The organism is Kitasatospora sp. NEAU-CNBT7, assembly GCF_057220535.1.
This window is the reverse complement of the sequence record NZ_JBXQQB010000021.1, coordinates 99,966-126,685: the sequence shown is the minus strand read 5'-3', so window position 1 is coordinate 126,685 and position 26,720 is coordinate 99,966. Positions and strand designations below refer to the sequence as shown.

At 73.2% G+C, this 26,720-nt stretch carries 22 protein-coding genes; 13 read left to right on the top strand and 9 right to left on the bottom strand.

What is annotated here, in order from left to right; translation table 11 throughout:
- Window positions 1-133: 133 nt before the first annotated feature.
- The 3 genes from AC2TEW_RS25415 to AC2TEW_RS25405 all read left to right on the top strand — a co-directional run bounded on the left by AC2TEW_RS25415 (window position 134) and on the right by AC2TEW_RS25405 (window position 2,475).
- The gene (locus AC2TEW_RS25415; RefSeq protein WP_484625660.1) at window positions 134-823 is read left to right on the top strand and encodes a papain-like cysteine protease family protein; all 690 of its coding nucleotides are present in this window, start codon (window positions 134-136) and stop codon (window positions 821-823) included.
- 10 nt (window positions 824-833) lie between these two features.
- Entirely contained in the window at window positions 834-1,688 is an 855-nt protein-coding gene (locus tag AC2TEW_RS25410) for a hypothetical protein (protein ID WP_484625659.1), read from the top strand.
- Window positions 1,689-2,193: 505 nt separating this feature from the next.
- Window positions 2,194-2,475 (top strand): hypothetical protein, encoded by a 282-nt coding sequence (locus tag AC2TEW_RS25405; RefSeq protein WP_484625658.1) that lies wholly within the window; start codon window positions 2,194-2,196, stop codon window positions 2,473-2,475.
- On the opposite strand, the gene trhA is transcribed toward AC2TEW_RS25405, so the two are convergent.
- The gene (gene trhA / locus AC2TEW_RS25400) at window positions 2,446-3,141 is read right to left on the bottom strand and encodes a PAQR family membrane homeostasis protein TrhA (RefSeq protein WP_484625657.1); all 696 of its coding nucleotides are present in this window, start codon (window positions 3,139-3,141) and stop codon (window positions 2,446-2,448) included. The genes AC2TEW_RS25405 and trhA overlap by 30 nt on opposite strands.
- 276 nt (window positions 3,142-3,417) lie before the next feature.
- On the opposite strand from trhA, the gene AC2TEW_RS25395 reads away from it, so the two are divergent.
- Entirely contained in the window at window positions 3,418-5,244 is a 1,827-nt protein-coding gene (locus AC2TEW_RS25395) for a phosphoenolpyruvate carboxykinase (GTP) (protein WP_484625656.1), read from the top strand.
- Window positions 5,245-5,621: 377 nt separating this feature from the next.
- Here the strand turns inward: AC2TEW_RS25395 and AC2TEW_RS25390 are convergent, their stop codons facing one another.
- Entirely contained in the window at window positions 5,622-6,836 is a 1,215-nt protein-coding gene (locus tag AC2TEW_RS25390) for a pyridoxal phosphate-dependent aminotransferase (protein ID WP_484625655.1), read from the bottom strand.
- Window positions 6,837-6,976: 140 nt separating this feature from the next.
- Between AC2TEW_RS25390 and AC2TEW_RS25385 the strand changes: the two genes are divergently transcribed.
- Window positions 6,977-7,660: a prepilin peptidase gene (locus AC2TEW_RS25385; protein WP_484625654.1), complete on the top strand. Its 684-nt coding sequence runs from the start codon at window positions 6,977-6,979 to the stop codon at window positions 7,658-7,660.
- 150 nt (window positions 7,661-7,810) lie between these two features.
- On the opposite strand, the gene AC2TEW_RS25380 is transcribed toward AC2TEW_RS25385, so the two are convergent.
- The gene (locus AC2TEW_RS25380) at window positions 7,811-9,400 is read right to left on the bottom strand and encodes a chitinase (RefSeq protein WP_484625653.1); all 1,590 of its coding nucleotides are present in this window, start codon (window positions 9,398-9,400) and stop codon (window positions 7,811-7,813) included.
- 370 nt (window positions 9,401-9,770) lie between these two features.
- Between AC2TEW_RS25380 and AC2TEW_RS25375 the strand changes: the two genes are divergently transcribed.
- From AC2TEW_RS25375 to AC2TEW_RS25360, 4 genes are all read left to right on the top strand, one after another.
- A complete protein-coding gene (locus AC2TEW_RS25375; RefSeq protein WP_484625694.1) occupies window positions 9,771-10,565 on the top strand; it encodes an isoprenyl transferase in 795 nt (264 codons plus the stop codon).
- 203 nt (window positions 10,566-10,768) lie between these two features.
- Window positions 10,769-12,103, top strand: coding sequence for an RNA 5'-3' helicase PhoH2 (gene phoH2 / locus AC2TEW_RS25370; protein ID WP_484625652.1), 1,335 nt, complete (start codon window positions 10,769-10,771; stop codon window positions 12,101-12,103).
- 464 nt (window positions 12,104-12,567) lie between these two features.
- Window positions 12,568-13,251 (top strand): aggregation-promoting factor C-terminal-like domain-containing protein, encoded by a 684-nt coding sequence (locus tag AC2TEW_RS25365; protein WP_484625651.1) that lies wholly within the window; start codon window positions 12,568-12,570, stop codon window positions 13,249-13,251.
- A 470-nt stretch (window positions 13,252-13,721) separates the two neighbouring features.
- Window positions 13,722-15,194, top strand: coding sequence for an AI-2E family transporter (locus AC2TEW_RS25360; RefSeq protein ID WP_484625650.1), 1,473 nt, complete (start codon window positions 13,722-13,724; stop codon window positions 15,192-15,194).
- An 85-nt stretch (window positions 15,195-15,279) separates the two neighbouring features.
- Here the strand turns inward: AC2TEW_RS25360 and AC2TEW_RS25355 are convergent, their stop codons facing one another.
- On the bottom strand, window positions 15,280-15,816 hold the full coding sequence (locus tag AC2TEW_RS25355; protein WP_033819732.1) for an alkyl hydroperoxide reductase: 537 nt from the start codon (window positions 15,814-15,816) through the stop codon (window positions 15,280-15,282).
- 3 nt (window positions 15,817-15,819) lie between these two features.
- Complete coding sequence (locus AC2TEW_RS25350) at window positions 15,820-16,371, bottom strand: peroxiredoxin (protein ID WP_033819747.1); 552 nt, start codon at window positions 16,369-16,371, stop codon at window positions 15,820-15,822.
- A 205-nt stretch (window positions 16,372-16,576) separates the two neighbouring features.
- On the opposite strand from AC2TEW_RS25350, the gene AC2TEW_RS25345 reads away from it, so the two are divergent.
- The 3 genes from AC2TEW_RS25345 to AC2TEW_RS25335 are packed head-to-tail and all read left to right on the top strand — an operon-like array spanning window position 16,577 to window position 19,342.
- Complete coding sequence (locus AC2TEW_RS25345) at window positions 16,577-17,521, top strand: LysR substrate-binding domain-containing protein (RefSeq protein ID WP_484625693.1); 945 nt, start codon at window positions 16,577-16,579, stop codon at window positions 17,519-17,521.
- A 46-nt stretch (window positions 17,522-17,567) separates the two neighbouring features.
- Entirely contained in the window at window positions 17,568-18,611 is a 1,044-nt protein-coding gene (locus tag AC2TEW_RS25340) for an AAA family ATPase (RefSeq protein ID WP_484625649.1), read from the top strand.
- The gene (locus tag AC2TEW_RS25335; protein WP_484625648.1) at window positions 18,608-19,342 is read left to right on the top strand and encodes an HNH endonuclease; all 735 of its coding nucleotides are present in this window, start codon (window positions 18,608-18,610) and stop codon (window positions 19,340-19,342) included. Before AC2TEW_RS25340 ends, AC2TEW_RS25335 begins: the two co-directional genes overlap by 4 nt.
- Here the strand turns inward: AC2TEW_RS25335 and AC2TEW_RS25330 are convergent.
- The 4 genes from AC2TEW_RS25330 to AC2TEW_RS25315 form a co-directional block, all read right to left on the bottom strand.
- Window positions 19,325-19,984: a hypothetical protein gene (locus AC2TEW_RS25330; RefSeq protein ID WP_484625647.1), complete on the bottom strand. Its 660-nt coding sequence runs from the start codon at window positions 19,982-19,984 to the stop codon at window positions 19,325-19,327. The two genes, AC2TEW_RS25335 and AC2TEW_RS25330, sit on opposite strands and share 18 nt — an antisense overlap.
- Window positions 19,985-20,176: 192 nt before the next feature.
- Window positions 20,177-21,973, bottom strand: coding sequence for a SpoIIE family protein phosphatase (locus AC2TEW_RS25325; protein WP_484625646.1), 1,797 nt, complete (start codon window positions 21,971-21,973; stop codon window positions 20,177-20,179).
- A 38-nt stretch (window positions 21,974-22,011) separates the two neighbouring features.
- Window positions 22,012-22,671, bottom strand: a complete 660-nt coding sequence (locus tag AC2TEW_RS25320; protein WP_484625692.1) for a class I SAM-dependent methyltransferase — start codon at window positions 22,669-22,671, stop codon at window positions 22,012-22,014.
- Between the two features lie 586 nt (window positions 22,672-23,257).
- Window positions 23,258-26,236, bottom strand: a complete 2,979-nt coding sequence (locus tag AC2TEW_RS25315) for an AfsR/SARP family transcriptional regulator (protein ID WP_484625645.1) — start codon at window positions 26,234-26,236, stop codon at window positions 23,258-23,260.
- Window positions 26,237-26,459: 223 nt separating this feature from the next.
- Between AC2TEW_RS25315 and AC2TEW_RS25310 the strand changes: the two genes are divergently transcribed.
- Window positions 26,460-26,684 (top strand): hypothetical protein, encoded by a 225-nt coding sequence (locus AC2TEW_RS25310; RefSeq protein WP_484625644.1) that lies wholly within the window; start codon window positions 26,460-26,462, stop codon window positions 26,682-26,684.
- The last annotated feature ends 36 nt before the right edge of the window (window positions 26,685-26,720 follow it).

Below are 26,720 nucleotides of genomic sequence, written 5' to 3'. Positions count from 1 at the left end.
ACGCCGCCACCCCCCCCACATCCCCACTCCTGCGTAGCCGCAAGGAGGAGATTCCCCCATGCCATCACCCCGGACATCCCGGATATCCCGGGCGCCCCGGACACCCCGGCCGCCCCGGCCGCGCCTGCGTCGCGTGGTCGCCGTGCTGGCGCTCGGCGTCCTGGCGCCGAGCCTGACGGTGGCCGCCGCCGCTCCGGCGGGCGCGAGCGCCCGCCCCTTCACCGGTGCCCCCGCCGCATCCGCCCTGACCTCCGCCGTCGGCCCGACCGCCCCCACCGGTCAGCCCGATGCCGCCGGTCAGCCCGCCGTGGCCGGTGCGGCCGACCGGTCCGCATCGGCCGCCACCTGGCGCAAGCTCAACATCACCATGCAGCAACAGCAGCAGAGCAACTGGTGCTGGGCCGGCAGCGGAAACACGGTGGCCGCGTACTTCGGCTACACCTACAGCCAGAACCAGTTCTGCAACGCCGCGTTCAACCGGTCGATCAACTCGACCTGCCCCAACAACCAGGCCACCCTGGGCAACGTGCAGACCGCGCTCGACTGGATCGGCATCAACCCCGGCTCGTACGTCACGGGCTACCTGCGCTACAGCACGGTGCAGACCGAGATCGACGCCGACCGGCCGGTCGAGACCCGGATCCAGTGGAGCTCCGGCGGCGGCCACATGCAGCTGATCTACGGCTACGACGTCTCCAGCAACTGGGTCTACTGGGGCGACCCGTGGCCGTCCAACTCCCGCTACAACTGGGCGGACTACTCGTACTACGTGAGCAACGGCTCGTTCTCCTGGACCCACTCCCTGTACCGGATCGGCGCGTGAGGAGACAGCCATGACCGACAACCGGAACCGGAACCACCTGCGGCGGGCCCTCGCCGCCGCCGTGCTCGCCGCGGGACTCTCGTCGGCCGCCGCCCCGCTCGCCCTGGCGGCGGACGGACCGGCGCCGGCGGCACCCGCGGACCTGGCGCCCGCGGACCTGGCCGCCGCCCGGGCCGCCGTGCAGGCGCCGGCCGTGCTCGACCGGCTCGGCCAGTTCTTCGCCCGCGGCGGTGTCCCGCCGACGCGGGGACCGGCGCTCACCCCGGCCGACGAGGAGCGGGCCGCGGCCGCGGCCGCGCCCCGGCTGACCGGGGAGAGCGCGACCGTGTTCACCCTGGACGCGGGCTTCGTGGCGGGGACGGCCGGCGCGCCGGTGGCCTCGCCCGACTTCGTGGCCACCAAGGCGGTGTCGGCGGACGGGCGGACCGCCTCGGTGTGGACCGTCCGGCAGGGCGCCGGCTGGCGGGTGGTGAACATCGCCACCGGCGGCGACGAGACGGACTACCCGGCCAGGGCGGCCGGCACCGGCGGCGGCACCGCGTTCCGGGAGCCGCAGCTGGACGCCTGGTACGTGCTGCGCGGCGGCCGGGTGCTTCCGCTGGACGAGCAGGCCCGCCGTTCGGTGGGCGCGGACGGGCTCAGCGTGGCGGCGTACCAGAAGCTGGTGCACCAGCGGTACGGCGACAAGCTGCCGGGCAGCGCGTACGACCGGGCGGGCACCGGCGGCGGATTCGACACCGCGGCGCCCGCCCGGGACGGCGGACGGCTGACGGCGCTGTCTGCGCTGACGGCGGGGGCGGCGCTCGGTGCGACCGCGCTGACCGGTGCCGCGCTCGCGGCCCGCCGCCGGTCCGCCCGGCGGTAGCGGCGGGAGCGACGGCGCCCCGGGCGGCCACGGATGGGCGGCCACGGCGGGCCACCACGGACGGGCGCTACGGAAAGGTGCTACGGACAGGGCAGCGGCCCGGCGGATCGGCTCGCCGGGCCGCTGCGCCGTTTGCCGGGTCCGGCCCGCCCTGTCCTGCGGGCCGGCCGGTCCTGCGGTCCGCCCTGTCGCCCGGCCCCTCGTGCGGCCCCGGGGCGCGCCGTACCCCGGGTGGGCGGGCCGTCCCGGTAGGGTGCGGCATCAACGGGGCGGTGCCCGTCGGCGGAGTGCTCCGCCTGACGGGTCCTCACCGTCCGGTGTCCGTACGGCGATGGGTGGCGGCCCGGTGCGGGCGGCCGCGGCCGGCTTCCCGGCAGGGTCCGCACAGTAATTTGGCGCAGCGTTGATCCCCTGTTCGCCCCGGAGCGTGGTGCGGATGTCACCTTGGGTGGGGAGATGTTCCGGTCCGTGGTCATGCGGCGGTCATACGGCGGAGAGGATGCCGATGGCGAACAGGGATGTGCAGTTCTGGGGCGGGCTGCTGGCGCTCGTCGCCGCGCTCGCCGTGGTGGCGGGCTACCTGCTGGGCGGGCCCCGGCTGGTCTGGGCGGTGTCCGCGGTCGAGGTGCTGCTGGTGATGGGGCACGTGGCGGTGCGGTTCCGTGCCAAGGCGCACCTGCGGACGGCAGGCGACGGGCCCGACGCGGCGCACTGCGAGCGCTGCCGGCGGGCCCGTGAGCGGCTGGACGCGCGGGTGTCAGCCGGCCGCGGTGTACGCGACCAGTGAGATCCCCACGTACTGCACGGTGAACGCGCCGAGGGTGAAGGCGTGGAAGACCTCGTGGAAGCCGAACCAGCGCGGTGAGGGGTCCGGCCGCTTCAGGCCGTAGACCAGCCCGCCCAGGGTGTAGAGCACCCCGCCGACCACGATCAGGGTCATCACGGCCACGCCGCCGGTGTGCAGGAAGTCCGGCAGGAAGAAGACCGCCGCCCAGCCGAGCGCGACGTAGCACGGGGTGTAGAGCCAGCGCGGTGCGCCGACCCAGAACACCCGGAAGCCGATCCCGGCCAGCGCGCCGCCCCACACCACCCAGAGCAGGACCTGCTGTGCGGTGCCGTGCAGCAGCAGGATGGTGAACGGGGTGTAGGTGCCCGCGATGATCAGGAAGATGTTCGCGTGGTCCAGCCGGCGCAGGACGGCGTCGCCGCGCGGGCCCCAGTCGAAGCGGTGGTAGACCGCGCTGACGCCGAACAGCAGCCAGGCACTGACCGCGTAGACCGTGCACGCGAGCCGCGCCGCGGTGGAGTCGGCCAGGCAGATCAACACGATGCCGGCGGCGAGCGAGGCCGGGAACATCCCGGCGTGCAGCCAGCCGCGCCACTTGGGTTTGACCCACTCCGCCACGGTCGCGGCGGCCGGGTCGGCAGGTAGGGGCTCCTCCACCAGAGTCATGGAGGTCATCCTACTTACGGGACCGTAGGTTACTAGTCCGTAGGAAGTGGCGATGCTCACTCTTGTACATTTCGTAGAAGTTGGCCGTGGTGGCGTCGGTCACGGGGCTGGCCGGGAATGCCTTGTTACTGGCAAGTAGATGGACGGAGTGTAGTAAAAGTTCACCCGATTGCGCCGTTACGCCGCAAAGAGGGGTCGTAGGCGGAGCTACGCTGCTTACACCCTCAACCCCCGCGATGCCGTCTCCTGGCCGAGATGGTGTGAAACGGAGCGATCGTGTCGTCTTCGAACTCTGCGCTCGCCGAGTCCGCGCCCACCCGCCACAAGCGTCTGCTGGCCTGGGTCGCCGAGATCGCCGAGCTGACCCAGCCGGACCGCGTCGAGTGGTGCGACGGTTCCGAGGAGGAGTACCTCCGCCTCGCCGAGCTGCTGGTCGCCCAGGGCACTTTCAAGAAGCTCAACACCGAGAAGCGCCCGAACTCCTACTACGCCGCCTCGGACCCCACGGACGTGGCGCGCGTCGAGGACCGCACCTACATCTGCTCCGAGCAGGAGAAGGACGCCGGCCCGACCAACAACTGGAAGGCCCCGGCAGAGATGCGGGAGCTCTTCTCGGGCGCGAACGGCCTGTTCAAGGGCTCGATGAAGGGCCGCACGATGTACGTCGTGCCCTTCTCCATGGGCCCGGTCGGCTCCCCGCTGGCCGCGTACGGCGTCGAGATCACCGACTCGGCCTACGTCGCCGTCTCGATGCGCGTGATGACCCGGATGGGCCAGGCCGTGATCGACCAGCTCGGCGAGGACGGCGACTTCGTCAAGGCCGTGCACACCGTCGGCGCGCCGCTCGCCGAGGGCCAGGCCGACGTCGCGTGGCCGTGCAACACCACCAAGTACATCTCGCACTTCCCGGAGACCCGCGAGATCTGGTCCTTCGGCTCCGGCTACGGCGGCAACGCCCTGCTCGGCAAGAAGTGCTACGCGCTGCGGATCGCCTCCACCATGGCCCGCGACGAGGGCTGGCTGGCCGAGCACATGCTCGTCCTCAAGCTCACCCCGCCGGCCGGCGAGGCCAAGTACGTGGCCGCCGCGTTCCCGTCCGCCTGCGGCAAGACCAACCTCGCCATGCTCCAGCCCACCATCCCGGGCTGGAAGGTCGAGACCATCGGCGACGACATCGCCTGGATGCGGTTCGGCGCCGACGGCCGGCTCTACGCCATCAACCCGGAGGCCGGCTTCTTCGGCGTCGCCCCCGGCACCGGCGTGGACACCAACGCCAACGCGATCGACACCCTCTGGGGCAACACCGTCTTCACCAACGTCGCGCTCACCGACGACGGCGACGTCTGGTGGGAGGGCCTCACCGAGGAGCCCCCGGCGCACCTGACGGACTGGCGCGGCAACGACTGGACCCCCGAGTCCGGCACCCCCGCCGCCCACCCGAACGCCCGCTTCGCGGTGCCGGCCTCGCAGTGCCCGACCATCGCCCCCGAGTGGGAGGACCCGGCGGGCGTGCCGATCTCGGCCATCCTGTTCGGCGGCCGCCGCGCCAGCGCCGTCCCGCTGGTGACCGAGTCCTTCGACTGGCAGCACGGCGTCTTCCTGGGCGCCAACATCGCCTCCGAGAAGACCGCCGCCCAGGAGGGCACCGTCGGCGAGCTGCGCCGCGACCCGTTCGCGATGCTGCCGTTCTGCGGCTACAACATGGGCGACTACTTCGGCCACTGGCTGAAGCTGGGCGCGCAGGCCGACGCCGGCAAGCTGCCGAAGATCTACTACGTCAACTGGTTCCGCAAGAACGGCGAGGGCAAGTTCATCTGGCCGGGCTTCGGCGAGAACAGCCGGGTCCTCAAGTGGATCGTCGAGCGGCTCGACGGCGCCGGCCAGGGCGTCGAGACCCCGATCGGCGTGCTGCCGACCGTGGACGCCTTCGACCTCGAGGGCCTCGACATCCCGCAGTCCGACCTCGACCTGCTGTTCTCCGTGGACGCCGACATCTGGCGCCAGGAGGCCGCACTCATCCCGTCCCACCTGGAGCTGTTCGGCGAGCACACGCCCACCGAGCTCTGGGACGAGTACCGCGCCCTGGTCAAGCGCCTGGGCTGACCCCGCCCCACCCCCAGCCTCCGCCGCCCCCGCCCTGACCGGGGGCGGCGGTGCTGTGTTCTCGCCCGTTCGCCTCCGGCCGCTCCGGACCCGACGCCGGCACTCCTCGCTCCGGCGCTCGCTGCGCTCGCTGGTCGTTCGTCGCTTCCGGCGTCGGCGCGCCCTTCGGCTCAGGGCGGGCCGTTCCCGCCCGTTCGCCTCCGGGCGCTCCGGGCCCGACGCCGGCACTCCTCGCTCCGGCGCTCGCTACGCTCGCTGGTCGTTCGTCGCTTCCGGCGTCGGCGCGCCCTTCGGCTCAGGGCGGGCCGTTCCCGCCCGTTCGCCTCCGGCCGCTCCGGACCCGACGCCCTCGCCCGTGGGCGGGGGTCGTTGGGGCGTCAGGGCTGGACGTAGCCGCTCAGGAAGTCGCCGATGCGGGTGACCGCGTCGGTGATCTCCTCCGGGCGGGGCAGGGTGACCAGCCGGAAGTGGTCCGGATCGGGCCAGTTGAAGCCGGTGCCCTGGACGATCAGTATCCGCTGGGCGCGCAGCAGGTCCAGCACCATCTGCGCGTCGTCCTTGATCTTGTACACCTGCGGGTCGAGCCGCGGGAAGGCGTACAGCGCGCCCTTGGGCTTGACGCAGCTGACGCCCGGGATCTCGTTCAGCAGTCGGTACGCCGCGTCGCGGGACTCCAGCAGCCGGCCGCCCGGCAGCAGCAGGTCCTTGATCGACTGCCGTCCGCCGAGCGCGGCGGCCACCGCGTGCTGGGCCGGCATGTTGGCGCACAGCCGCATCGAGGCCAGGACCGTCAGCCCCTCGATGTAGCTGCGGGCCCGGTGCCGGTCGCCGGAGAGCACCATCCAGCCCGAGCGGAAGCCGGCCACCCGGTACGACTTGGACATGCCGTTGAAGGTGACGCAGAACAGGTCCGGGGCGAGCGTCGCCAGCGGGACGTGCTCGGCGTCGTCGTAGAGGATCTTGTCGTAGATCTCGTCCGCGTACAGCACCAGCTGGTGGCGGCGGGCGATCTCGACGATCCCCTCCAGCACCTCGCGCGGGTAGACCGCGCCGGTCGGGTTGTTGGGGTTGATCACGACGATCGCGCGGGTCCGGTCGGTGACCTTGGACTCCAGGTCGGCCAGGTCCGGGTACCACTCGGACTGCTCGTCGCAGCGGTAGTGCACCGCGGTGCCGCCGGCCAGGCTGACCGAGGCCGTCCACAGCGGGTAGTCCGGGGCCGGGACCAGCACCTCGTCGCCGTCGTCCAGCAGTGCGGTCATGGCGAGCTGGATCAGCTCGGAGACGCCGTTGCCGAGGAAGACGTCCTCGACGGTGAGCCCGTGCAGGCCGCGCTCCTCGTAGCTCATCACCACCGCGCGGCGGGCGGCGAGCAGCCCCTTGGAGTCGCCGTAACCGTGTGCCGAGGAGAGGTTCTTCAGGATGTCCTGGAGGATCTCCGGCGGCGCCTCGAAGCCGAAGGCGGCCGGGTTCCCGGTGTTCAGCTTGAGGATGCGGTGGCCCTGGTCCTCCAGCCGCATCGCCTCGTCGAGCACCGGACCGCGGATGTCGTAGCAGACATTGGCGAGCTTGCTGGACTGGATGACCTGCATACCCCCTTACTTTACGGCGCCCCTACGCCGATACCGCAGTGGGATGGGCCACAGGTCACCCGGTCGACCCGACGGATTCCCCGGCCGCTTCCCCGTAGGCTCGGCCGGGTCGGCCTCGCCGGCCGGAGGGGGAGAGGGACATGATCGCGGTGGTGTCGGGTGCGGCGGCGGGTCTGCTGGCGGCGCCGTTCCTGCGGGCGGCGGCCGCCCGCTACGCGGTGCCGGACGGCGAGCCCTGGCGGGAGTGCTGTCCGCTCGGCCGCCGGCTGCACCGCCCGGACGGCCGGTGCCCGCGCTGCGGTGCGGGCGGCGGCCCGGGCGCGTGGCGGATCGAGACCGTCGCCGCGGCGGCCGGCGCGGCGATCGGCGCCGCGGCGTCCTGGCCGGTGGTGCTGCCGCTGGCCTGGGTGGCGCTGTTCGGGGTGGTGCTGGCCTTCGTCGACGCCCGGGTCAGCCGCCTGCCGGACGTGCTCACCCTGCCGCTGGCCGCCGGCACCGCCGTCCTGCTGCTGTTCACCGCGCCCGGCGGTGCGGTGCTGCTGCGCTGCCTGTACGCGGCGCTGGCGCTCGGCGGCGGCTACTTCCTGCTCGCCCTGGTGGCACCGGTCGGGCTCGGTGACGTGAAACTGGCGCCGTCGCTGGGCGCGCTGCTCGGCTGGTACGGCTGGTCCGCGGTGGCGGGCGGTTTCGTCCTGACCTTCCTGGCGGCCGCGGTGTGGGCCGTGGCGCTGCTGGTCTCCGGCCGGGCCGGCCGGGGTGACGACCTTCCGCTCGGGCCGTGGATGCTGCTGGGAACCCTGCTGGCGGTGCTCGCCGCGGCCTGATCGGACGAGCGGGCCGGGGCCCGGCCGGAAGGCCGGAGCCCGTCCCCGCCGGTGCGGCGGCGGGAACGGGCTCCGGGGTGGCGCGTCCTGCCCCACCCTCAGGGGGAGGCGCGCCGGGGGAGTAGCGGCAGAGGGGTCGGGCCGTACGGGTTACGGCATGGCGTGGGCGTGGGCGCCGACGTTGGTGGAGAAGTCGTTGCCGTTGGCGGCGTCCCAGTTGGTGGACCAGGTCATCGCGCCGCGGATGGTCGGCCACTTGGCCGGCGGGACGAAGCTGCCGCAGTGGGTGCCGGTGGCCAGGCAGTCCAGCGCGTTGTTGACCACGGTCGAGTTGACGTAGCCGCCGCCCGCCGCACGGGTCGACGCCGGGACGCCGATGCCGACCTGGTCGGGCCGCAGCCCGCCCTGGATGTGGGTGCAGACCTGGGCGGTGATGAAGTCGATGGTGCCCTGGGTGTAGACCTTGCCGTCGCAGCCGTTCATGCCGCCCGAGTTGTAGAACTGGGTGTTGACGACGGTCAGGATGTCCTTGGTGTTCAGCGCCAGCTGGAAGTAGTTGCCGGCGGTCGAGTACATCCCGATCGTCTCGGGGGCCATGGTGAGGATGAAGCCGGGGCCGACCTTGCTCTGCAGGGTGTGCAGCGACTGCGCCATGTAGACCGGGTCGACGCCGTTCTCCAGGTCGATGTCGACGCCGTCGAAGCCGTACTGCTGGATCAGCGCGTAGGCGGTGTTGGCGAAGGTGTTGGCCGCGGCGGAGTTGTTCACCACGATGGTGCCGTTCTGGCCGCCGATCGACAGCACGACCTTCTTGCCGGCCGCGTGCTTGGCCGCGATGTCGGCCTTGAAGTCGGCGTCGCCGTAGCCGCCGAGCTTGGTGGAGAGCGCCGGGTCCAGGGTGAAGCTGATGCCGCCGGCGGTGGTGGTCGCGTCGGCGAAGGAGACCGCGATGATGTCGTACGCGCTCTGCACGTCCCGCAGCCGCTGCACGGTGGCGCCGTTGTCGAAGTTCTGCCAGTAGCCGGTGAGGGCGTGCTTGGGCAGGCCGGTGGCCGGCGGGGGGGTGGTGGCGGTCGGCGACGGCGAGGTGGGCGCGCTGCTGCTGGCGGACGGCGAGGGGGAGGCCGGGGCCGAGCTGGAGGCGGAGGCCGACGGGGACGGCGAGGCCGGTGCGGAGGAGGAGGCCGACGGCGAGGGCGAGGAGGTGCCGCCCGGGCCGGTCAGCGTGATGTCGTCCGCGGCGTAGGCGGCCTGGCCGTACCAGCCGTGCACGTACAGGGTGACGCTGGTGGTGCTCGCGCCGGTGGTGAAGGTGGTGGAGAGCTGGTTCCAGCTGCTCTGGCTCGACCAGGTGCTCGGGTCGGCGCCGCCGGTGCCGGTGGCGCCGAGGTAGACGTACGGACCCTGGACCCAGCCGGCCAGGGTGTAGCTGGAGTTGGGCAGCACGCTGACGGTCTGCCGGCACTCGGCGGTGTCGGAGGCGCTCGGGGTGGCGTTCAGGGCGGCCGCGCCGGAGTGCGCGGGGGCGCCGGCCACCGCGGTGCCGGTACAGGTCCAGCCGGACAGGCCGGACTCGAAGCCGCCGTTGCCGACCAGGTTGCCGACCGCCGCGCTGGCGCCGCCGGCGAACAGCGCCAGGCCGGTGCCGGCCACGGCGAGGGCGGTGGCGCCCGCGCCGAGGACGGTCGGGAGGTTGGTGCGCCGGCGCCGGTGGGACGGCTGCTGCAGCGTACGGGCCATGTGCGAACTCCTGTGGGAGGAGGGGGAGCCGCCGCGGTGGGGGTCGCGGCGGCTCCGCGTGGGGGAGGGAAGGTCCGCAGTGGTGCTGTGGGGGTGCGGCGGGTGGGGTCCGCCGTGTCCTGCGTCACAAGCTGGACTAGACCAATGCCGGGCGTCAAGGAGTCGGCGCCCGGCTTAGGGGTCGTTTAAGGAACCGGATACCTTTCCGTGTCCGAGCCCGCACAGCCGTGACCAAACGCGTCCGAACGGTTTCGCGACGTGCTCGTGACACCTTCGGTACCTGCGGCTTTACCTCCCCGCGCCCTCCGGGAGTAGGCTGCGCCAGGGGATTTCGCACCCGGGGGTAATGAGCTCGGAGGGGCAGTACGACATGGGTCTGCGCGATGTGGTCGAGCGCACTCCAGGGCTTCGCACCCTGCTGGACAACGCGTACTCGCTGTACGGCCGCCGGGTCGAGGTGCACCTCGACAACACCCCGAACCACATCGGCGTGATCCTCGACGGCAACCGCCGCTGGGCCAAGGCCACCGGCGGCACCACCGCCGACGGTCACCAGCGCGGCGCCGACAAGATCAGCGAGTTCCTGGGCTGGTGCGACGAGACGCACGTCCAGGTGGTCACGCTCTGGATGCTCTCCACTGACAACCTCTCCCGCCCGGCCGACGAGCTGGTGCCGCTGCTCGGCATCATCGAGGACACCGTCCGCCGGCTCGCCGCCGACGGCCGCTGGAAGGTCAACCCGGTCGGCGCGCTCGACCTGCTCCCCCAGCAGACCGCCGACACCCTCAAGTCGGCGGCCCAGGCCACCGCCCACATCCGCGGCATCACGGTCAACGTGGCCGTCGGCTACGGCGGCCGGCACGAGATCGCCGACGCGGTGCGCTCGCTGCTCCAGGAGCACGCGGGCCGCGGCACCTCGATCGAGGAGCTGGCCGAGATCCTCTCCGTCGAGCACATCGCCGAGCACCTCTACACCACCGGTCAGCCCGACCCGGACCTGATCATCCGGACCTCGGGCGAGCAGCGGCTCTCCGGCTTCCTGCTCTGGCAGAGCGCGCACAGCGAGTTCTACTTCTGCGAGGCGTACTGGCCGGCCTTCCGCAAGGTCGACTTCCTGCGGGCCCTGCGCGACTACCAGCTGCGCAACCGGCGGCTCGGGCTCTGACGGCCGCCCTGACAGCCGGTCAATCCGAATACCCGCAGGCCAGCCCGCCAAACGTTCACCATTTGTGATCCCGCCGTTCTTCCCGGCGGGTATGCACCACGCCGACCCTGGGAATAGACCAGTCAAGACCGGTACCCCGGCCACCGGGGTCGCGGGGACCGGTGAGCCGCGGATGACGCTGGGTCATCCGCTCTGGAGGCCTAGTGGTCAGTACCAAGAGCCGCCGGACACCAGACCGGCGCACGTACGTTCTCGACACCAGCGTGCTCCTGGCGGACCCCCTCGCCATGACACGATTCGAGGAGCACGAGGTCGTCCTCCCGGTGGTGGTGGTCACCGAGCTGGAGGCCAAGCGGCACCACCCGGAGCTGGGCTACTTCGCCCGCCAGGCGCTCCGCCTGCTCGACGACTTCCGGGTCCGCCACGGCCGGCTCGACGAGCCGATCCCGGTCGGCGAGTTCGGCGGCACCATCCGGGTCGAGCTGAACCACTCCGACCCCTCGATCCTCCCGGCCGGCTACCGCGCCGGCGGCGGCGAGGCCGACACCCGCATCCTGGCCGTGGCCCGCAACCTCCAGGCGGAGGGGTACGACGTCACCGTCGTCTCCAAGGACCTGCCGCTGCGGATCAAGGCCAGCTCGGTCGGCCTGCTCGCCGAGGAGTACCGGGCCGAGCTCGCCATCACCTCCGGCTGGACCGGGATGACCGAGCTGCACGTCGCCGGGGACACGGTGGACTCGCTCTTCACCGCCGGGCACGACGTCGCGGTCGACATCGAGGGCGCCGCCGAACTCCCGGTGCACACCGGCCTGGTGCTCACCTCCGAGCGCGGGCGCGCGCTCGGCCGGGTCACCCACGACGGACGGGTGCGCCTGGTGCGCGGCGACCGGGAGGCGTTCGGGCTGCGCGGGCGCAGCGCCGAGCAGCGCATCGCGCTGGACCTGCTGCTCGACCCGGAGGTCGGGATCGTCTCGATGGGCGGCCGGGCGGGCACCGGCAAGTCCGCGCTGGCGCTGTGCGCCGGGCTGGAGGCGGTGCTGGAGCGTCAGCAGCACCGGAAGGTGATGGTCTTCCGTCCGCTGTACGCCGTCGGCGGCCAGGAGCTGGGGTACCTGCCCGGCTCCGAGGCGGAGAAGATGGGCCCCTGGGCCCAGGCGGTCTTCGACACCCTCTCCGCGGTCACCACCCCGGACGTGATCGAGGAGGTGATCTCCCGCGGGATGCTGGAGGTGCTGCCGCTGACCCACATCCGGGGGCGTTCGCTGCACGACGCCTTCGTGATCGTGGACGAGGCCCAGTCGCTGGAACGCAACGTCCTGCTGACGGTGCTGTCCCGGATCGGCCAGGGGTCCCGGGTGGTGCTCACCCACGACGTCGCCCAGCGCGACAACCTGAGGGTGGGCCGCTACGACGGCGTGGTCGCGGTGGTGGAGAAGCTGAAGGGGCACCCGCTGTTCGCCCACATCACGCTGACCCGCTCCGAGCGTTCGCCGATCGCCGCGCTGGTGACCGAGATGCTGGAGGACGTCGGCCCCTGACCCCACCGGGTGCGCCGACCGTCTGAAGGCGGGTACGAACGGTACGAAAACGCCCAGGACAAAATCAGACAATCCACCATGAAGGGGCCTGTCGCCGAGCGACAGGCCCCTTGCCTGCCATCACAACTGACGGCGCCTTGTCCACGGATCGGCCGAACTCGGCGCCCGCGAAGATTGTGAGATGCGCCACGCAACCGGGAATTGCGTAGACATGGCCCGGTGCGGCATGGTGAGGGTTCTGTCAGGCCCCGCGTACGGCAGAACCCACCGCTCGGCAACTCCGGTTGGCGAGTACAGAACTGAACATCGATGAGTCGTACGCCGCCCGATCCGTTCGCCGTTCCGAGTCCCTCGGGCCGGCGCCGGGCCAGTGCCTCCCGTGACCAGAGCAGGGGTGGAGGCCAGCGCCAAGGGGCAGATTGCGCCCGCACGGTCACGCGTGGGCGACGCTGGAAGGAAACCATGTGACTCGGATCTCGGTCCGGGGAGTCGCTGTGGCCTCCGCCACCGCGGTCACCGCTGTCGGTGCCGTCGTCGGCGCGGCCTCGGGCAGCGAGGGCAAGGCCGTCACGACGGTCGATGTCGCGAGCGCCACGCTGCTCGCCGACGTTCCCTCGGGTGCCCAGGCGCAGACCGTCAGCGACAACTTCAGCGAGCAGGCCAACGCCCAGCAGGTGTCGGCCGACGCGGCTGCCAAGAAGGCCGCCGAGGAGGCCGCGCGCCAGAAGGCCGCCGCCGACGCGCAGGCCAAGGCCGACGCGGAGAAGGCCGCCGCCAAGGCTGCCGATGACAAGCGCAAGGCAGACGAGGAGGCCGCCAACCGCGACAAGGCTCGCACCACGCTGGCCGCCGTCAGCCCCGGCTCCGTCCAGGACATGGCGCTCCAGATCATCGGCGACGACTCGCAGTTCCAGTGCTTCAGCCAGATCGTGAAGCGCGAGAGCGGCTGGAACTACACCGCCACCAACGCCTCCTCCGGTGCCTACGGCCTGGTCCAGGCGCTGCCCGGCTCCAAGATGGCCTCGGCCGGCGCCGACTGGCGGACCAACCCCGCGACCCAGATCAAGTGGGGCCTGAACTACATGAACAGCCGCTACGGCAGCCCCTGCGGCGCCTGGTCGTTCTGGCAGTCGCACCACTGGTACTAGACAGTCCGCGGACGTCCCCGGGGCCGGTCACCACTGGTCCGGGACGCCGCCGGCCGTGTCGTACCGAGAGCCCCCGGCCCGAGTGGCCGGGGGCTCTCGTCGTGCCGCGGTGCGGCGGGCCCGCTGTGGGTGCCGGACCGGCTGCGGGCGGGCCGCGCCGCCCGGGCGGCGCTGACCAGTGCGCTCACGGGCGGTGCGGTCCTGTGCGGACGCGGGGAGCCGGAGAGGGTCCTGGTGTCTCCGGCCCCGGCCGGTCCGCCGGCAGTTGGTCCGGTGGTACCGGTCTCCTCCCCGCTCTCTGCGGTGTGAAACCATATGGTTCGTACCTGTTCGACCCTTTTCGTCCCCCGGCGCGGGCGGTTCCGGCGGCCGGGGGAGGCAGACCGGGCGGCCGGGGGGCAGGTAGCGTCGTCCCGGACGATCGTGGCGGGCCCACGGCACGGTGACCTACCGGGGAGCAGGTAGCGGGGATGGCGCGGGACTCGAAGGCGTGGAAGGGACTGGCCAAGGCCGGTGCGGTGACCGCCGGCGTACTGGCGGCGCTCGAACGCCGCCGCCGGGCGGCCGCGGCGGAGGCCGCCGCCGAGGCGGCCCTGGTGGCGGCCGCCGCGCTCGGCGAACTGCGGGCCGTGGAGCCGGGGCTGCACGTCCTGGCGCCCGCGGCCGGGCCGCAGCCGGAGGAGACCGGCGGTGAGCCGGACGCCGGCCCGGCCGCCGCGCCGGCGGCCCGGGAGGGCGGCCGGGTCCCGGCGCCCCGCCCGGCCGGGGTCCGGCCGCGCGCCGCCCACCCCAGGGGCTTCCCGCCCGGCCGCCCGGCCGACCCGGTGGAGGCGGTGCCGTGGGGGCTGCGGGTGGCGGCGGAGTCGACCTGGCGGCTGCTGCTGCTGGGGGTCGCCCTGTACGTGCTCTTCCGGGTCGTCGACATGCTGCGGCTGGTCGCGTTCGCGGTGCTGGCCGCCCTGCTGATCTCCGCGCTGCTCGAGCCGACGGTCTCCTGGCTGCGGCGGCTGGGGGTGCCGCGCTCGCTGGCGGCGGCGGGCACCTTCCTCAGCGGCATCGCCGGCATCGGCCTGGTCGGCTGGTTCGTGGTGTGGCAGGTGAGCACCAACCTGGAGTCGGTCACCCGCAAGGTGCAGGCCGGTGTCAACCAGCTGCGCGACTGGCTGGTGGACGGCCCGCTGCACCTGACCCAGCAGCAGATCGAGGACTTCGCCCGGCAGATCTCCACCGCGATCGGCACCAACTCGGAGCAGATCACCTCGGCCGGCTTCACCGGGGTGACCATCGCCGTCGAGGTGCTGACCGGGGTGGTGCTGGCCGCCTTCACCACCTTCTTCCTGCTCTACGACGGCGCCCGGATCTGGGGCTGGGCGCTGCGCGGCCTGCCCAGCCGCTCCCGGTACGCGATGGCGGGGGCCGGTCCGAAGGCGTGGGCCACGCTGACGGCGTACGTGCGCGGGACCGTCTTCGTCGCCTTCATCGACGCGCTCTGCATCGGCATCGGCATCCAGTTGCTGGGGGTGCCGCTGGCGCTGCCGCTGGCCGTGATCATCTTCCTGGGTGCCTTCGTGCCGCTGGTCGGCGCGCTGGTCACCGGCACCATCGCGGTGCTGATCGCGCTGGTCACGGTGGGGCCGTTCACCGCGCTGATGGTGCTGGTGGTGCTGGTCGCGGTGCAGCAGATCGAGGGGCACATCCTGCAGCCGCTGATCCTCGGCCGGGCCGTGCGGGTGCACCCGCTGGGTGTGGTGCTCGGCGTCGCGGCGGGCTCGATCGTCGGCGGGATCGCCGGGGCGATCGTCGCGGTGCCGCTGATCGCGGTCACCAACACGGTGGTCGGGCACCTGCGCCGGCGCAACGCGGCGGGCCTGGAGGTATTCGTGGCCCTGGAGGCCGCCCGGGAGGCGGCCGAGGCCGAGGGCGCGGCCGCGACCACCGGCTGAGCCGAACCCCGCCGGAACGCCCGGAGGGCCCCGCCGTCCGGCGGGGCCCTCCGTGGTGTTGCTGCGGTTCGATCCCGCGGTGCGCTCAGAGCGCGGCCAGCACGGCCTCGGAGTCGAGGGTGGCGGCCACCGCCTGGACGACCGCGGCGATCTTCATGGAGGCCTGGATGACCTCGCGCTCGACGCCGGCCTTGCGCAGCACGGCCTCGTGCGAGTCGAGGCACTGGCCGCAGCCGTTGATCGCGGAGACCGCGAAGCACCACAGCTCGAAGTCGGCCTTCTCGACGCCCGGGGTGCCGATGATGTTCATCCGCAGACCGGCCCGCATGCTGCTGTACTCCTTGTCGGAGAGCAGGTGCAGGGTCCGGTAGTAGACGTTGTTCATCCCCATGACGGCGGCGGCGCCCTTGGCGGCGTTGTACGCCTCCGGCTTGAGGTTCGCCTTGGCCTCGGGCTCCAGCTCGCGCAGCACGGAGGGGGAGCGGGTGGCCATCGCGCAGGCCAGCACCGTGCCCCAGAGCTGCTGGGCGGGGAGGTCGGAGTTGCCGATGACCGCGCTCAGGTTGAGCTTGAGGTCCTTGGCGTAGTCCGGGAGGGCGGCCTTCAGTTCGTCGAGGGCCATGGGTCAGCCGGCCAGCAGGGCTTGGGCGTCGAGGGTGTCCTCGCCCTTGGTCCAGTTGCAGGGGCACAGCTCGTCGGTCTGCAGGGCGTCCAGCACCCGCAGGACCTCCTTGGGGTTACGGCCGACGGAGCCGGCGGTCACCATGACGAACTGGATCTCGTTGTTCGGGTCCACGATGAAGACGGCGCGCTGGGCGGTGCCGTCCGCGGCCTCGACGCCGCAGTCCTGCATCAGCTCGTGCTTGACGTCGGCCAGCATCGGGAAGGGCAGGTCGCGCAGGTCCTTGTGATCCTTGCGCCAGGCGTGGTGGACGAACTCCGAGTCGCCGGAGACGCCGAGGATCTGGGCGTCGCGGTCGGCGAACTCCTCGTTCAGCTTGCCGAACGCGGCGATCTCGGTCGGGCAGACGAAGGTGAAGTCCATCGGCCAGAAGAAGACGATCTTCCACTTGCCCTCGTAGGACTTGTGGTTGATGTCGGCGAAGGCGCTCGCGGGGTCGAGGTCGACGCAGGCCTTGAGGTCGAACTCGGGGAACTTGTCACCGATCGTGAGCACGTTCACTTCTCCTGGTGTGAGAAATTGAGGGGTTTTCGTCCGATCTGCCTATGATTCGACGGTTTCGGACGCGTTCCAGGGTTACACAACCGGCACTGATCAGGGAAATAGCTAGACTCGATGCATCTGATCGGAGAGAGCTATCAGTACTCATCGCCCGGCCCCCCGCACGGACCGCTCCCGCAAACCCGACCCCGGTGTGTCGATCACCACACCCCGCTCGCCGCGCACCCCCACCGTCGCCCAGCTGCGCTCCTTCCTGGCCGTGGCCGAGCACCGGCACTTCCGGGAGGCCGCCGCCGCCATCGGCGCCAGCCAGCCCGCGCTGTCCGGCGCCGTCGCCGCGCTGGAGGAGGCGCTCGGGGCCCAGCTGGTGGAGCGTACGACACGGAGAGTCATCATCACCCCGCTGGGGGAGCGCGTCGCCGGGCACGCACGCCGGGTGCTGTCCTCCCTGCACGCACTGACCGAGGAGGTCGAGGCGGCCCGCCGGCCGTTCACCGGACCGCTCCACCTCGGCGTGATCCCCACCGTCGCGCCGTACCTGCTGCCCGCCGTGCTCCGGCTGGTCCGCAGCAGCCACCCCGACCTCGAACTGCACGTCCACGAGGAGCGCACCCCCTCGCTGCAGGAGGGCCTGGCCACCGGCCGGCTCGACCTGCTGCTGCTCGCGCTGCCCACCGGCGGCGCCGCCCCGACCCACGACATCCCGCTCTTCGACGAGGACTTCGTCCTGGTCACCCCGCCCTCCCACGAGCTGGCCGGCCGCCGCGACGTGGCTCGCGACGTGCTGCTCGACCTCGACGTGCTGCTGCTGGAGGAGGGCCACTGCCTGCGCGACCAGGCACTCGACATCTGCCGCGAGATCGGCGCCGACCCCGGCGGCGGCTCCACCCGGGCGGCCGGCCTGTCCACCCTGGTCCAGCTGGTCGCCGGCGGACTCGGCGTCACCCTGCTGCCCGCCACCGCGCTGGACGTCGAGGCCGGCCGCACCGACCGGCTCGCCACCGTCCGCTTCGCCGACCCCGCCCCCGGCCGGCGGATCGGCCTCGCCACCCGGGCCGGCTCGGCCCGCTCCGCCGAGTACGACCGGTTCGCCGCCGAACTGCGCGACGCGCTGCGGGAGCTCCCGGTGCGCATCGTGGAGTGATCCACCGGGCATACCTGGATGGGTGGTTCCAGCCTGAGGGGGTGCCGTGGACGTCTCCCGGATCAAGGTGTCCGGCCTGAAGTGCTTCAGCGGTCCGCGCGAGGTCGACCTCGACCTCGCCCGGCCGGACGGTACGGCGGCCGGCTGGACCGTCCTCGCCGGGCCGGGCGGCTCCGGCAAGACCACCCTGCTGCAGGCAGTCGCCCTGGCCCTCGGCGCCCACCCCGCGGTGGCCGCCGAACGCTGGCTGGCCGCCGGCCACCCCGGCGGAGCCGTGGAACTCAACGGCGGCGCCACCTGGCGGATCACCGGCGCCGTACCGAGAGCCGAACGCAGCGGACCGTTCTCCGCCCGCCACCGCTACTTCGGGCCGACCCGGCCCCCGGCCGCCGCCCCGGTCCGCGGCGCGGCCGCCGCCCTGGTCGAGGACGGCCTGCTGCCCGACGGCTGGCGGATCGACCCCGGACACACCGAAACGCCCTGGGTCCGCCGCGCCGGCCTCGCCCTGCCGCTCGCCGAACTCGGCGACGGCGTCGCCCGGCTGACCGCGCTGGTCACCGAACTGGCCGCGGTCACCCGCCGCACCCGCCCCGAGGACGTCGACGGCGTCCCCACCCTGCCGGTCCGCGCCACCGTGCTGATCGACGACGTCGACAGCCACCTGCACCCGGTCTGGCAGCAGCGCATCGGCAGCTGGCTCACCACCCACTTCCCGCAGGTCCAGTTCATCGTGGCCACCCACAGCCCGTACGTCTGCCAGGCCGCCGACCCCGGCGCGCTGATCCGGCTGGCCGGCCCCGACGACGAACCCGCCGGCCCCCGGCTGCTCGGCGAGGACCTGCACCAGCGGGTCCTCTACGGCAGCGGCGACGACACCGCGCTGTCCGAACTGTTCGGCCTCACCAGCGCCTACTCACCCGCCGCCGAGGCCGAACGCCGACTGCTGGTCCGCCTCGAGCGCAAGCTCTACGCGGGCGACGCCTCCGCCGCCGAACTCGCCGAGTACCGGGAACTCGGCGCCAAGCTCAACAGCTCGCTCACCGCCCGGGCCGACGAGGCCACCGCCCGCCTGCTCGGCCGGGACCGGTGATCCCGCTCCAGCGGCCGCCGCTCAGGCCCGCCCTGCTGGCCGAACTGGAACGCCGCACCCGGGCCATCGACACCGCCGGACCCACCACCGCCACCGGCCGGGCCGCCTGGCGCAACGCCCGCCAGCCCAAGGCCCAGCTGCGCCTGATGCTCCGGCAGATGGCGCCCGGCCTCGAGCGCTGCATGTACTGCGGGGACAACCTGGGCACCGACATCGACCACTTCGAGCCGATCGCCCGGGCGCCGCTGCGCACCTTCGACTGGCAGAACCACCTGCTCGCCTGCGCCCACTGCAACAGCAACCACAAACGCGACCGCTTCCCGCTGGACCCGGTCACCGGCGCCCACCTGCTGGTCGACCCCTCCCGCGAGGACCCCGCCGACCACCTGCTGCTCTACCTGGAGTCCGGCGCGTACGACCCGCTCACGCCCAAGGGCGAGGCGACCATCGACGTGTTCGCCCTCAACGCCCGGGCCGAACTGGTCCGCGGCCGCCGGATGATGTTCACCGTGGTGAAGGCGGTCCTGGCGGCCTGGCACCGCAGCCACCTGGCCGGCGCCCCCGCCGAGGCCGGCGAGTACCTGGACGCGCTGCGCCTGCTCAACCACGCCGACGTGCTGCGCGCCGTGCTCCGGCTGCGGCACCGGCCGGCCCTCGCCGAGGCGGTGCTGGGGCCGCAGGTGCTGCTCGCGCTGGAACAGCTGGTCAAGGTCTCACGGGAGTTCGGCTGAGCCGGAGCCGGGCGCGGGGCTGCGGCCGGAGCCGGGGCCGGGGCCGGGGCCGGGGTCAGGGCCGGGCGCGGACGGGGAGCCGGGCGCGGCGTCCGGCGCCGCCGCCGGTTCCGTCGACCGTGCCGCCGTCCTCGGCGCCGGCAGGACGGCGCCCTCGGCCGGCCCGGGCTCCGGCTCCGCGCGGGGCTCCGGCGGCAGCGGTACGGTGCCCGCGGCCTGCAAGGTGTCGCGGGTGAGCAGCCAGGCCACCCCCAACCCGGCCGCACCGGCCATGACGCACAGGTAGTCCGGGGCGCCGGCCCAGACCGCGGCCGCCGCCATGCCGACCGCCAGGCACAGGTGCGCGAGGCTGACGATCAGGATGGCGAAGGCCGCGGGCAGCAGCGGGCCGCTGCTGCCCGCGGTGTGCATCTCGGCCTCGATGCTCAGCCCGGAGCCCAGCCCGAGGTGGACGGCGACCTTGGCGGCGTCCGAGTCGGGATGCTCGCCGTGGTCGCCCGGACCGCAGTGGTCGCAGTGGTGGTCGTGGTGCCCGTCCTGCTCCGCGCCCGGGTGGTGGTGGGGGCAGGCCGACCCCGGTCCGCCCGTACGGTCCGCTGCGCCCCCGCCGTCCGCTGCGCCCGTTCCGTCTGCTCGGCTCACCCTGGCTCCAGTCCTCGCCGCCGCTCCACGGTTCCCATCGGTACGGCAGGACGGAACCACGGCAGGACGGAACCAAGACCTGCGACGCTCCGTACCGGACCGGCATGTTCCCCTTACCCGTTCCGGCGCCGGATCGTGCACCAACCGGTGGAGCAAACGCCCGACCGGGGATCCGGTCCGGACGCGGACGGGCTACGGCAGCCGCTGCTCGAACCACACGACCTTGCCGGCCCCCAGCCGGGTCGCACCCCAGCGGTCCGCGCACCGCGCCACTATCTGCAGCCCGCGGCCGCGCTCGTCCTGCGGCCCCGCCCGGCGCGGCCGCGGCAGCGCCGCGTTGTCGTCGCCGACCTCGCACCGCAGCAGCGAGGTCCGCACCAGCCGCAGCGTCACCGGGCGGGTGGCGTGCTGGATCGCATTGGTCACCAGCTCACTGACCATCAGCTCGGTGCTCTCCGCCAGCCCCTCCAGACCCCAGCGGCGCAGCGCGTGCGAAGCGAGCCGGCGGGCCCGGCTCGGCGTCTCGTGCCGCGGCTGCAGGAACCAGTACGCCACGTCCTCGGCCGGGATGCCGTCGAAGGCGGCCGCCAGCAGCGCGATGTCGTCGCCGCGGTCGCCGGGCGGCAGGATCCGCAGCGCCTCCTGGCAGAGCTGCTCGGGCGTGTGCCGGTGGGTCGCGGCCAGCCGGCTGCGCAGCAGCTCCAGGCCGGTCGACAGCGGGCGCCGCCGGGTCTCCACCAGGCCGTCGGTGAACAGCAGCAGCGCCGAGCCGGGCGGCGCCGGCAGTTCCACCGAGGAGAAGTCCACCCCGCCGACGCCGATCGGCGCCCCCGACGGCAGGTCGAGCAGGTCGCTGCGGCCGTCCGGCTGGACCAGCACCGGCGGTACGTGGCCCGCGTTGGCCAGCACCACCCGGTTGGCGATCGGGTCGTAGACCGCGTACACGCAGGTGGCCAGGTGCTGCTCCTGGCCGAGCCGCTGCGCCTGCTCGTCCAGGTGGTACAGCACCTCGTGCGGCGGCAGGTCCAGGCCGGCCAGGGTCTGGGCGCTGGTGCGCAGCTGGCCCATGATGGCGGCCGAGGTGAGCGAGTGGCCCATCACGTCGCCGACGATCAGGGCGACCCGGTTGCCGGGCAGCGGGATCGAGTCGTACCAGTCGCCGCCGACCTGGGCACCGCTCTCACCGGGCAGGTAGCGGTGCGCGAGGCGGACGCCGTGCGGCTGCGGCAGGTGGGCCGGCAGCATCGAGCGCTGCAGCTCGTCGGCGATCTCCCACTCGCGGGAGTACCGCAGCGCGGTGTCCACCGCCAGCCCGGCCTGGGTGGCCAGGTGGCCGGCGGTCGCGGTGTCGGCGGCGTCGAACCGGGCCGGCTTGTCCTGCCGGGGCCGCCGGATCAGCAGCAGCATGCCGAGCACCGACTTGCGGCCGCGCAGCGGCAGCGCCAGCAGCGCGGTGCCGGGACGCAGCCGGCCGAGGGTGCGCCCGCCGAGCAGTTCGGCGGGCAGCGGGTGGCGCGGGCCGTCCGGGGCCGCACCGAGGACCATCGGTCCCACCGGCCCCGGGAGCGCCAGCGCCCGGGCGAGCGGGCCGCCGGGCCGGACCGGACGCGGCCCGCCGCCCCGGCCGAGCCGGGTGCCCTGGGTGTGGTGGATCAGCAGCGAGGTGGGGATCCCCGGATCGCGGTCCACCTCGGGCAGCGGGTCGCGGAGCAGCACCACGGCCGCGTCCGCGAGCGCGGGCACCAGCACCCGGCCGAGGTCGCGCAGGGTGGCGGGCAGGTCGAGCGAGCTGTTGATCCGGCGGGCGGCGCCGTCCAGGTAGGCGAGGCGCTCGGCCAGCAGCAGCCGGTCCGCGGGGCCGTCCGGCCGGTCCGCCGGTCCGTCCGTCCGGTCCGCCGGTCCGTCCGTCCGGTCCTGGGGTGGTGGTGGGTGCCGCTGGACGGGGACGGCCGGCGGCTGCGCCGCGGTGGGGGTCGGATGGTCGCGCACTGGCCGCCCGTTCTGGAGGTGTCGAGGAGGAGGACTGGTCAGCTGACGCGCCGGCATCGCAGGAACAGCTGCTCCTCGGGGGGCAGGGTGGTGCTGGCCGGTGCGTACGGATGGCCGGAACCCGACTCCACCGCGAAGCCGGCCGCGGCGAGGGCCTGCGCGAGGTCCTCCCGCAGGTAGCCGCTGATCCTCAGCTCGTGGCCGAGGAAGGGGATCGGGGCGTGGTCGAGGTCCGCCTCGACCATGCCGAGGGCCAGCAGCCCGCCGGGGCGCAGCAGTTCGCGGATCCGGCCGAGCACCACCGGGATCTCGTCCTGGGGGAGCAGGATCAGCGAGAAGAACGCGGTGGCGGCGGCGAAGCCGCCCGCGCCCGCCGGGCCCAGCCCCGGTGCGCCCCAGGCCCGTCCGGCCCGCTCGGTGGCCAGGTCGTACATGTCGATCCGGTGGAACGCGGCCTGCGGTACGGCCTGCCGGGCCAGCCGCAGCATCCCGTCGGAGAGGTCGATGCCGGTCATCGCCAGTCCGCCGTCGGCCAGCTGGCGGAGCGTCGGCTCGCCGGTGCCGCAGCCGATGTCGAGCACCCGGGCGCCGGGTTCCAGCTCGTCCAGCAGCCATTCGCCGCACGCCAGCTGGCCGGATTTCGCCGGGAACGCCTCGCCGTAGCGGGCGCCGATCGAGTCGAAGGCCAGCGCCTGCAGGGCGCGTTCGGCGCGGCGGCGGCAGAGTCGGGCGGCCTCCCGGGAGGCGGCGGTCGCGGAGGCCGGGCCGTGGCCCCGGGCGGGATCGGATATCTGTCCGGTCGTCACGATTCGCAAGGCACCTTTCCACCCTGGCCGCCGACCGGCCGACTGCCCCTGCCCGCGGCGGCCGTCCCACTCCCCGTGTGCACCACCCCGGTCCCCGTACCGACGCGTCCACCTGCCGCGTCCACTCCTGTGGACCGGCCCGCGCGGGCCGGTCGGTGCGTGCACCGGCCTTCGAGAATATGCGTGATCACTGCGCGATGGGGTCCCTTTCCGGCCAACTCGTGCCCGAGGGGGTGAATATCGCCGGGTGGCGGAAGCACTCGGGTGTGCCCGGGGTGGTGCAGGGCCGGCCCGCACGCCGCATGGCGCGCACCATGGCGCGGCTGACCTGCGGCGATGCGGGGGCCCCGGGCCGTTTATCGGATGTCAATCGGGACCTGGCAGAGTTCTGGTCAGCGCCGGGGAAGCGCACAGCGTTCCCGCAGCCGGGGGGCTGCGGGAACGCTCACGCTGGGGGATGCACCCGTTGGGGGACGGGTCACGGCGCGGGGGGTGCGAGGGGCTCGGTGTGCTGTTGCACGTCGATGAGGCTCTGCACGGGGAGAGCCTCCGGCACACCGAGCCGCGTGAAGATCGAGTGCGCCTCCTGAAGACAGGCCAGCCCGCGCGCAGGCTGACCCAGCTTCAGGAGGGCCTCGCCCAAGGCGGCGTCGGCCAGGCCCTGGCAGTACGCGGCGTCGATCTCCTGCGCGATCAGCAGCGACTCCTCGGCCGCCTCGGCCGCCTCCGGGTACAGCCCGGCACTGCTCAGACAGGCGGCCAGCCGCGCGAGCGAGTAGCCCTCCCAGATCCGGTGCTGCTGCGACCGGTACAGCTGGTGCGCCTCCCGCAGATGGCCCGCGGCCTCGGCCGGCGAACCGGTCGAGCGCAGCACCACACCGAGCTGGTACAGGGTGTCCGCGAGGCACGGCGCGTTGCCGGACGCCCTGGCGGCGGCCACCGCGGACCGGGCGGCCTGGACGGCCGCCTCGACCTGGTCGAGCCCGAGGTGGGCCCGGGACATGTTGCCGAGCAGCCGGGCCTCGCTGATGGTCGCGCCCAGGCTCCGGCTGATCTCCAGGGCCTCCGTGTAGAACGGCAGCGCCTCGCCGGACCGGTCGGCGATCACCAGGACGACGGCGAGCTGGTTGGTCACCGACAGCCGCAGGTGCGGGTTGTCGTCCGTGGTCTGCAGCTCGATGCTCTGCCGGAACGACACCTCGGCGTCCTTGAACTCCCCGGCGACGTGCTGGAGGTACCCGAGCGCGAAGCGGATCCTGGCCAGCGTGTCGGTGTCCTCGTGCGCGTGGACGTTGTCGGCGGCCCGCTGCAGCGCGGCCCGGATCCGGCGGCCGTGCGTCGGGTCCTCGACGATCGCCCGCAGCACGATGAACAGGTCCACGGCCGGCCGCAGCAGGGTCAGTTCCGCCTGGACGGCGACGTCGACACTGCTCAGCACGAGGGCGAGCTCGGACTGCAGCCACGCCCCCGCCGCCGCGCTGTCCTCGAACCGGATGCCGTGCGCCGTCGAGCGGTGCATCGGCTCCGGCAGGACGTCGTGCGGCTCGATGACCTGGGCCGCGTTGCGCATGGTCGCGAGCAGCAGGTCCAGCAGCCGCAGCTGCGCGGCCTGCTGCTCGGCGCGGTCGTTGAGCTGCGCGCTGCGGTGCTGCGCGTACAGGCGCAGCAGGTCGTGGTAGCGGTAGCGGCCGGGCGTGAAGCACTCCAGCATGTTGGCCTCGACCAACGCCTCGGCGAGGGCCTCGGCCCGCTCCTCGTCGATGCCGAGCAGCGCGGCGACCGCGGGCAGCGGCAGGTCCGGCGCGTCGATCACGGCGAGCAGCCGGAAGGCGCGGGCCTCGTCGGGCTGCAGCTGGGCGTAGCCGAGGCCGATGGTGGTCTCCACCGCCAGGTTGCCCAACTGGAGCTCGTGCAGGCGGTTGCGCTGGTCGGCTAACCGGCGGGCCAGGTCCGAGACGCTCCAGCGGGGGCGGCTGGCCAGCCGGGCCGCCGCGATCCGGACGGCCAGCGGAAGGAAGCCGCACGCGGTGACCACCGCCAGGGTGGCCTCCGGCTCGGCTGCGACCCGCTGTTCGCCGACGATCGCCGAGAACAGCGCCAGTGCCTCGTCCGGGGTGAGCTCCTCGACGTCGAACAGGTGCGCGCCGGGGATCCCGGCCAGCCTCGACCTGCTGGTGACCAGCACCGCGCTGCCGGAGACCCCGGGGATCAACGGCGTCAGCTGGTGGGCGTCCTTGACGTTGTCCAGCAGGATCAGCATCCGGCGGTCGGCGAGGATCGAGCGGTAGAGCGCGGCGCGCTGGTCGAGCGAGTCCGGGGTCTCCGTCGCGCCCAGCGCGTGCAGGAAGTCGCCGAGCACCACGGCCGGGTCCGCGGGAGAGGCGCCGGCGCCCCGCAGATCGACGTACAGCTGCCCGTCCGGGAACTCGGGCCGCAGGCTGTGGGCGACGTGCACCGCGAGCGTGGTCTTGCCGACGCCGCCGATCCCGGCCAGCGAGCTGACCACCACCGCCTGGCCCGAGCCGCTGCGGAGCACCTCCCGCAGTTCCTCGACCAGCTTGGAGCGGCCGCTGAAGTCGGAGACGTCGGCGGGGAGCTGGGCGGGCGGGACGAACGGCAGCGCGTCGTCCTGGTCGCCGCTGCGGACCGGGCCGACGGGCGCGCTCATCAGGGCCGGGTCGGCGGCCAGGATCCGGGCGTGCATGGCGGACAGCCCGGCGCCGGGCTCGACCCCGAGCTCGTCGATCAGCAGCCTGCGGGTGTCGGCGTAGAGGCCCAGCGACTCCGCCTGCCGGCCGGACCGGTACAGCGCCAGCATCAGCAGCTCGCGCAGCCGCTCCCGGAGCGGGTGCTCGGCGGCCAGTGTGCTCAGCTCGGAGACGATCTCCAGGTGCAGGCCGATCTCCAGCGCGGCGGAGCAGCGCTCCTCCCACGCCGTGATCTGGCGCTCGCCCAGCCGGTTGCGCTGCCCGTCCGCGTACGGCCCGGGGACCCCGGGCAGCGGGCGGCCCTGCCACAACGACAGCGCGGAGACCAGGAGCTGATGGGCCGTGCGGAAGTCACCGGCCGCCCGGGCATCCGCGGCCTCGGCGAATTTCCCGTCGAAAATGGACAGATCGATGGAATCCGGCGGGATCCGAAGGCTGTAGCCGTCCGTCACCGAGACCAGGATCTCGGCGGGTTTCCGGGCCTCTCGGGTGGGTTCGATAACCGTCCGGAGTCTGGACACATAGGTGCGCAGAGCTGCCACGCCCTGTGGCGGAGGACTGTCACCCCAGAGCCCGAAGATCAGGTCCTGGGTGGTGACCGGCCGGCCGTGATTGAGCAGAAGGGCCACCAGGACGGCCTGCTGCTGCGGGGACCCGAGCGACAGGGGCTGATCGCCCCGCCAGGCCTGGACGGGGCCGAGTACCTGGAAACGCAGCACCTGGGCGTGCGGCTTCTCCTGAAGCTCCAACTGGATCCCCCGTCGGCCTTGTTGTCGGTGCTTTCCGAGCACGGCGCTCGTCGATCTGCGGTGAGGTGAGGTGCCAGCTTAGGACGTGCCGCGCAAACGTTGGAGAAGTGGAGAGGCGGTGGGATGTTTATAAGTCATTTAGTAGCCCCTACGATACTGTCCCCGCGGCCGTCCTGGTCCGGGCCGTCCGCAGGAGATCTGACACCCCGAAAGGCGGCTCCCCATGGCCGAGACCGAGAACACGACCGCGGCCGGGACGGCCGCCGAGCCGGTGGCCGCTCCTGTCGAGCACGAGGTCACCGCCGTCGACCCGAGCCCGATCCTCAACGTGCTGAAGGGCCTGTCCACCGAGGACGAGGAGCCGGCGGAGGACGGGCCGGGCACCGCCGCCAAGCCCAAGTCCGGCGAGGTCTTCGAGCCGCTCGGCAACATCGGCAACTGCCCGTAGTCCCGAGGCCGGTGACGGCGCGTGTCCCGCCCCCGT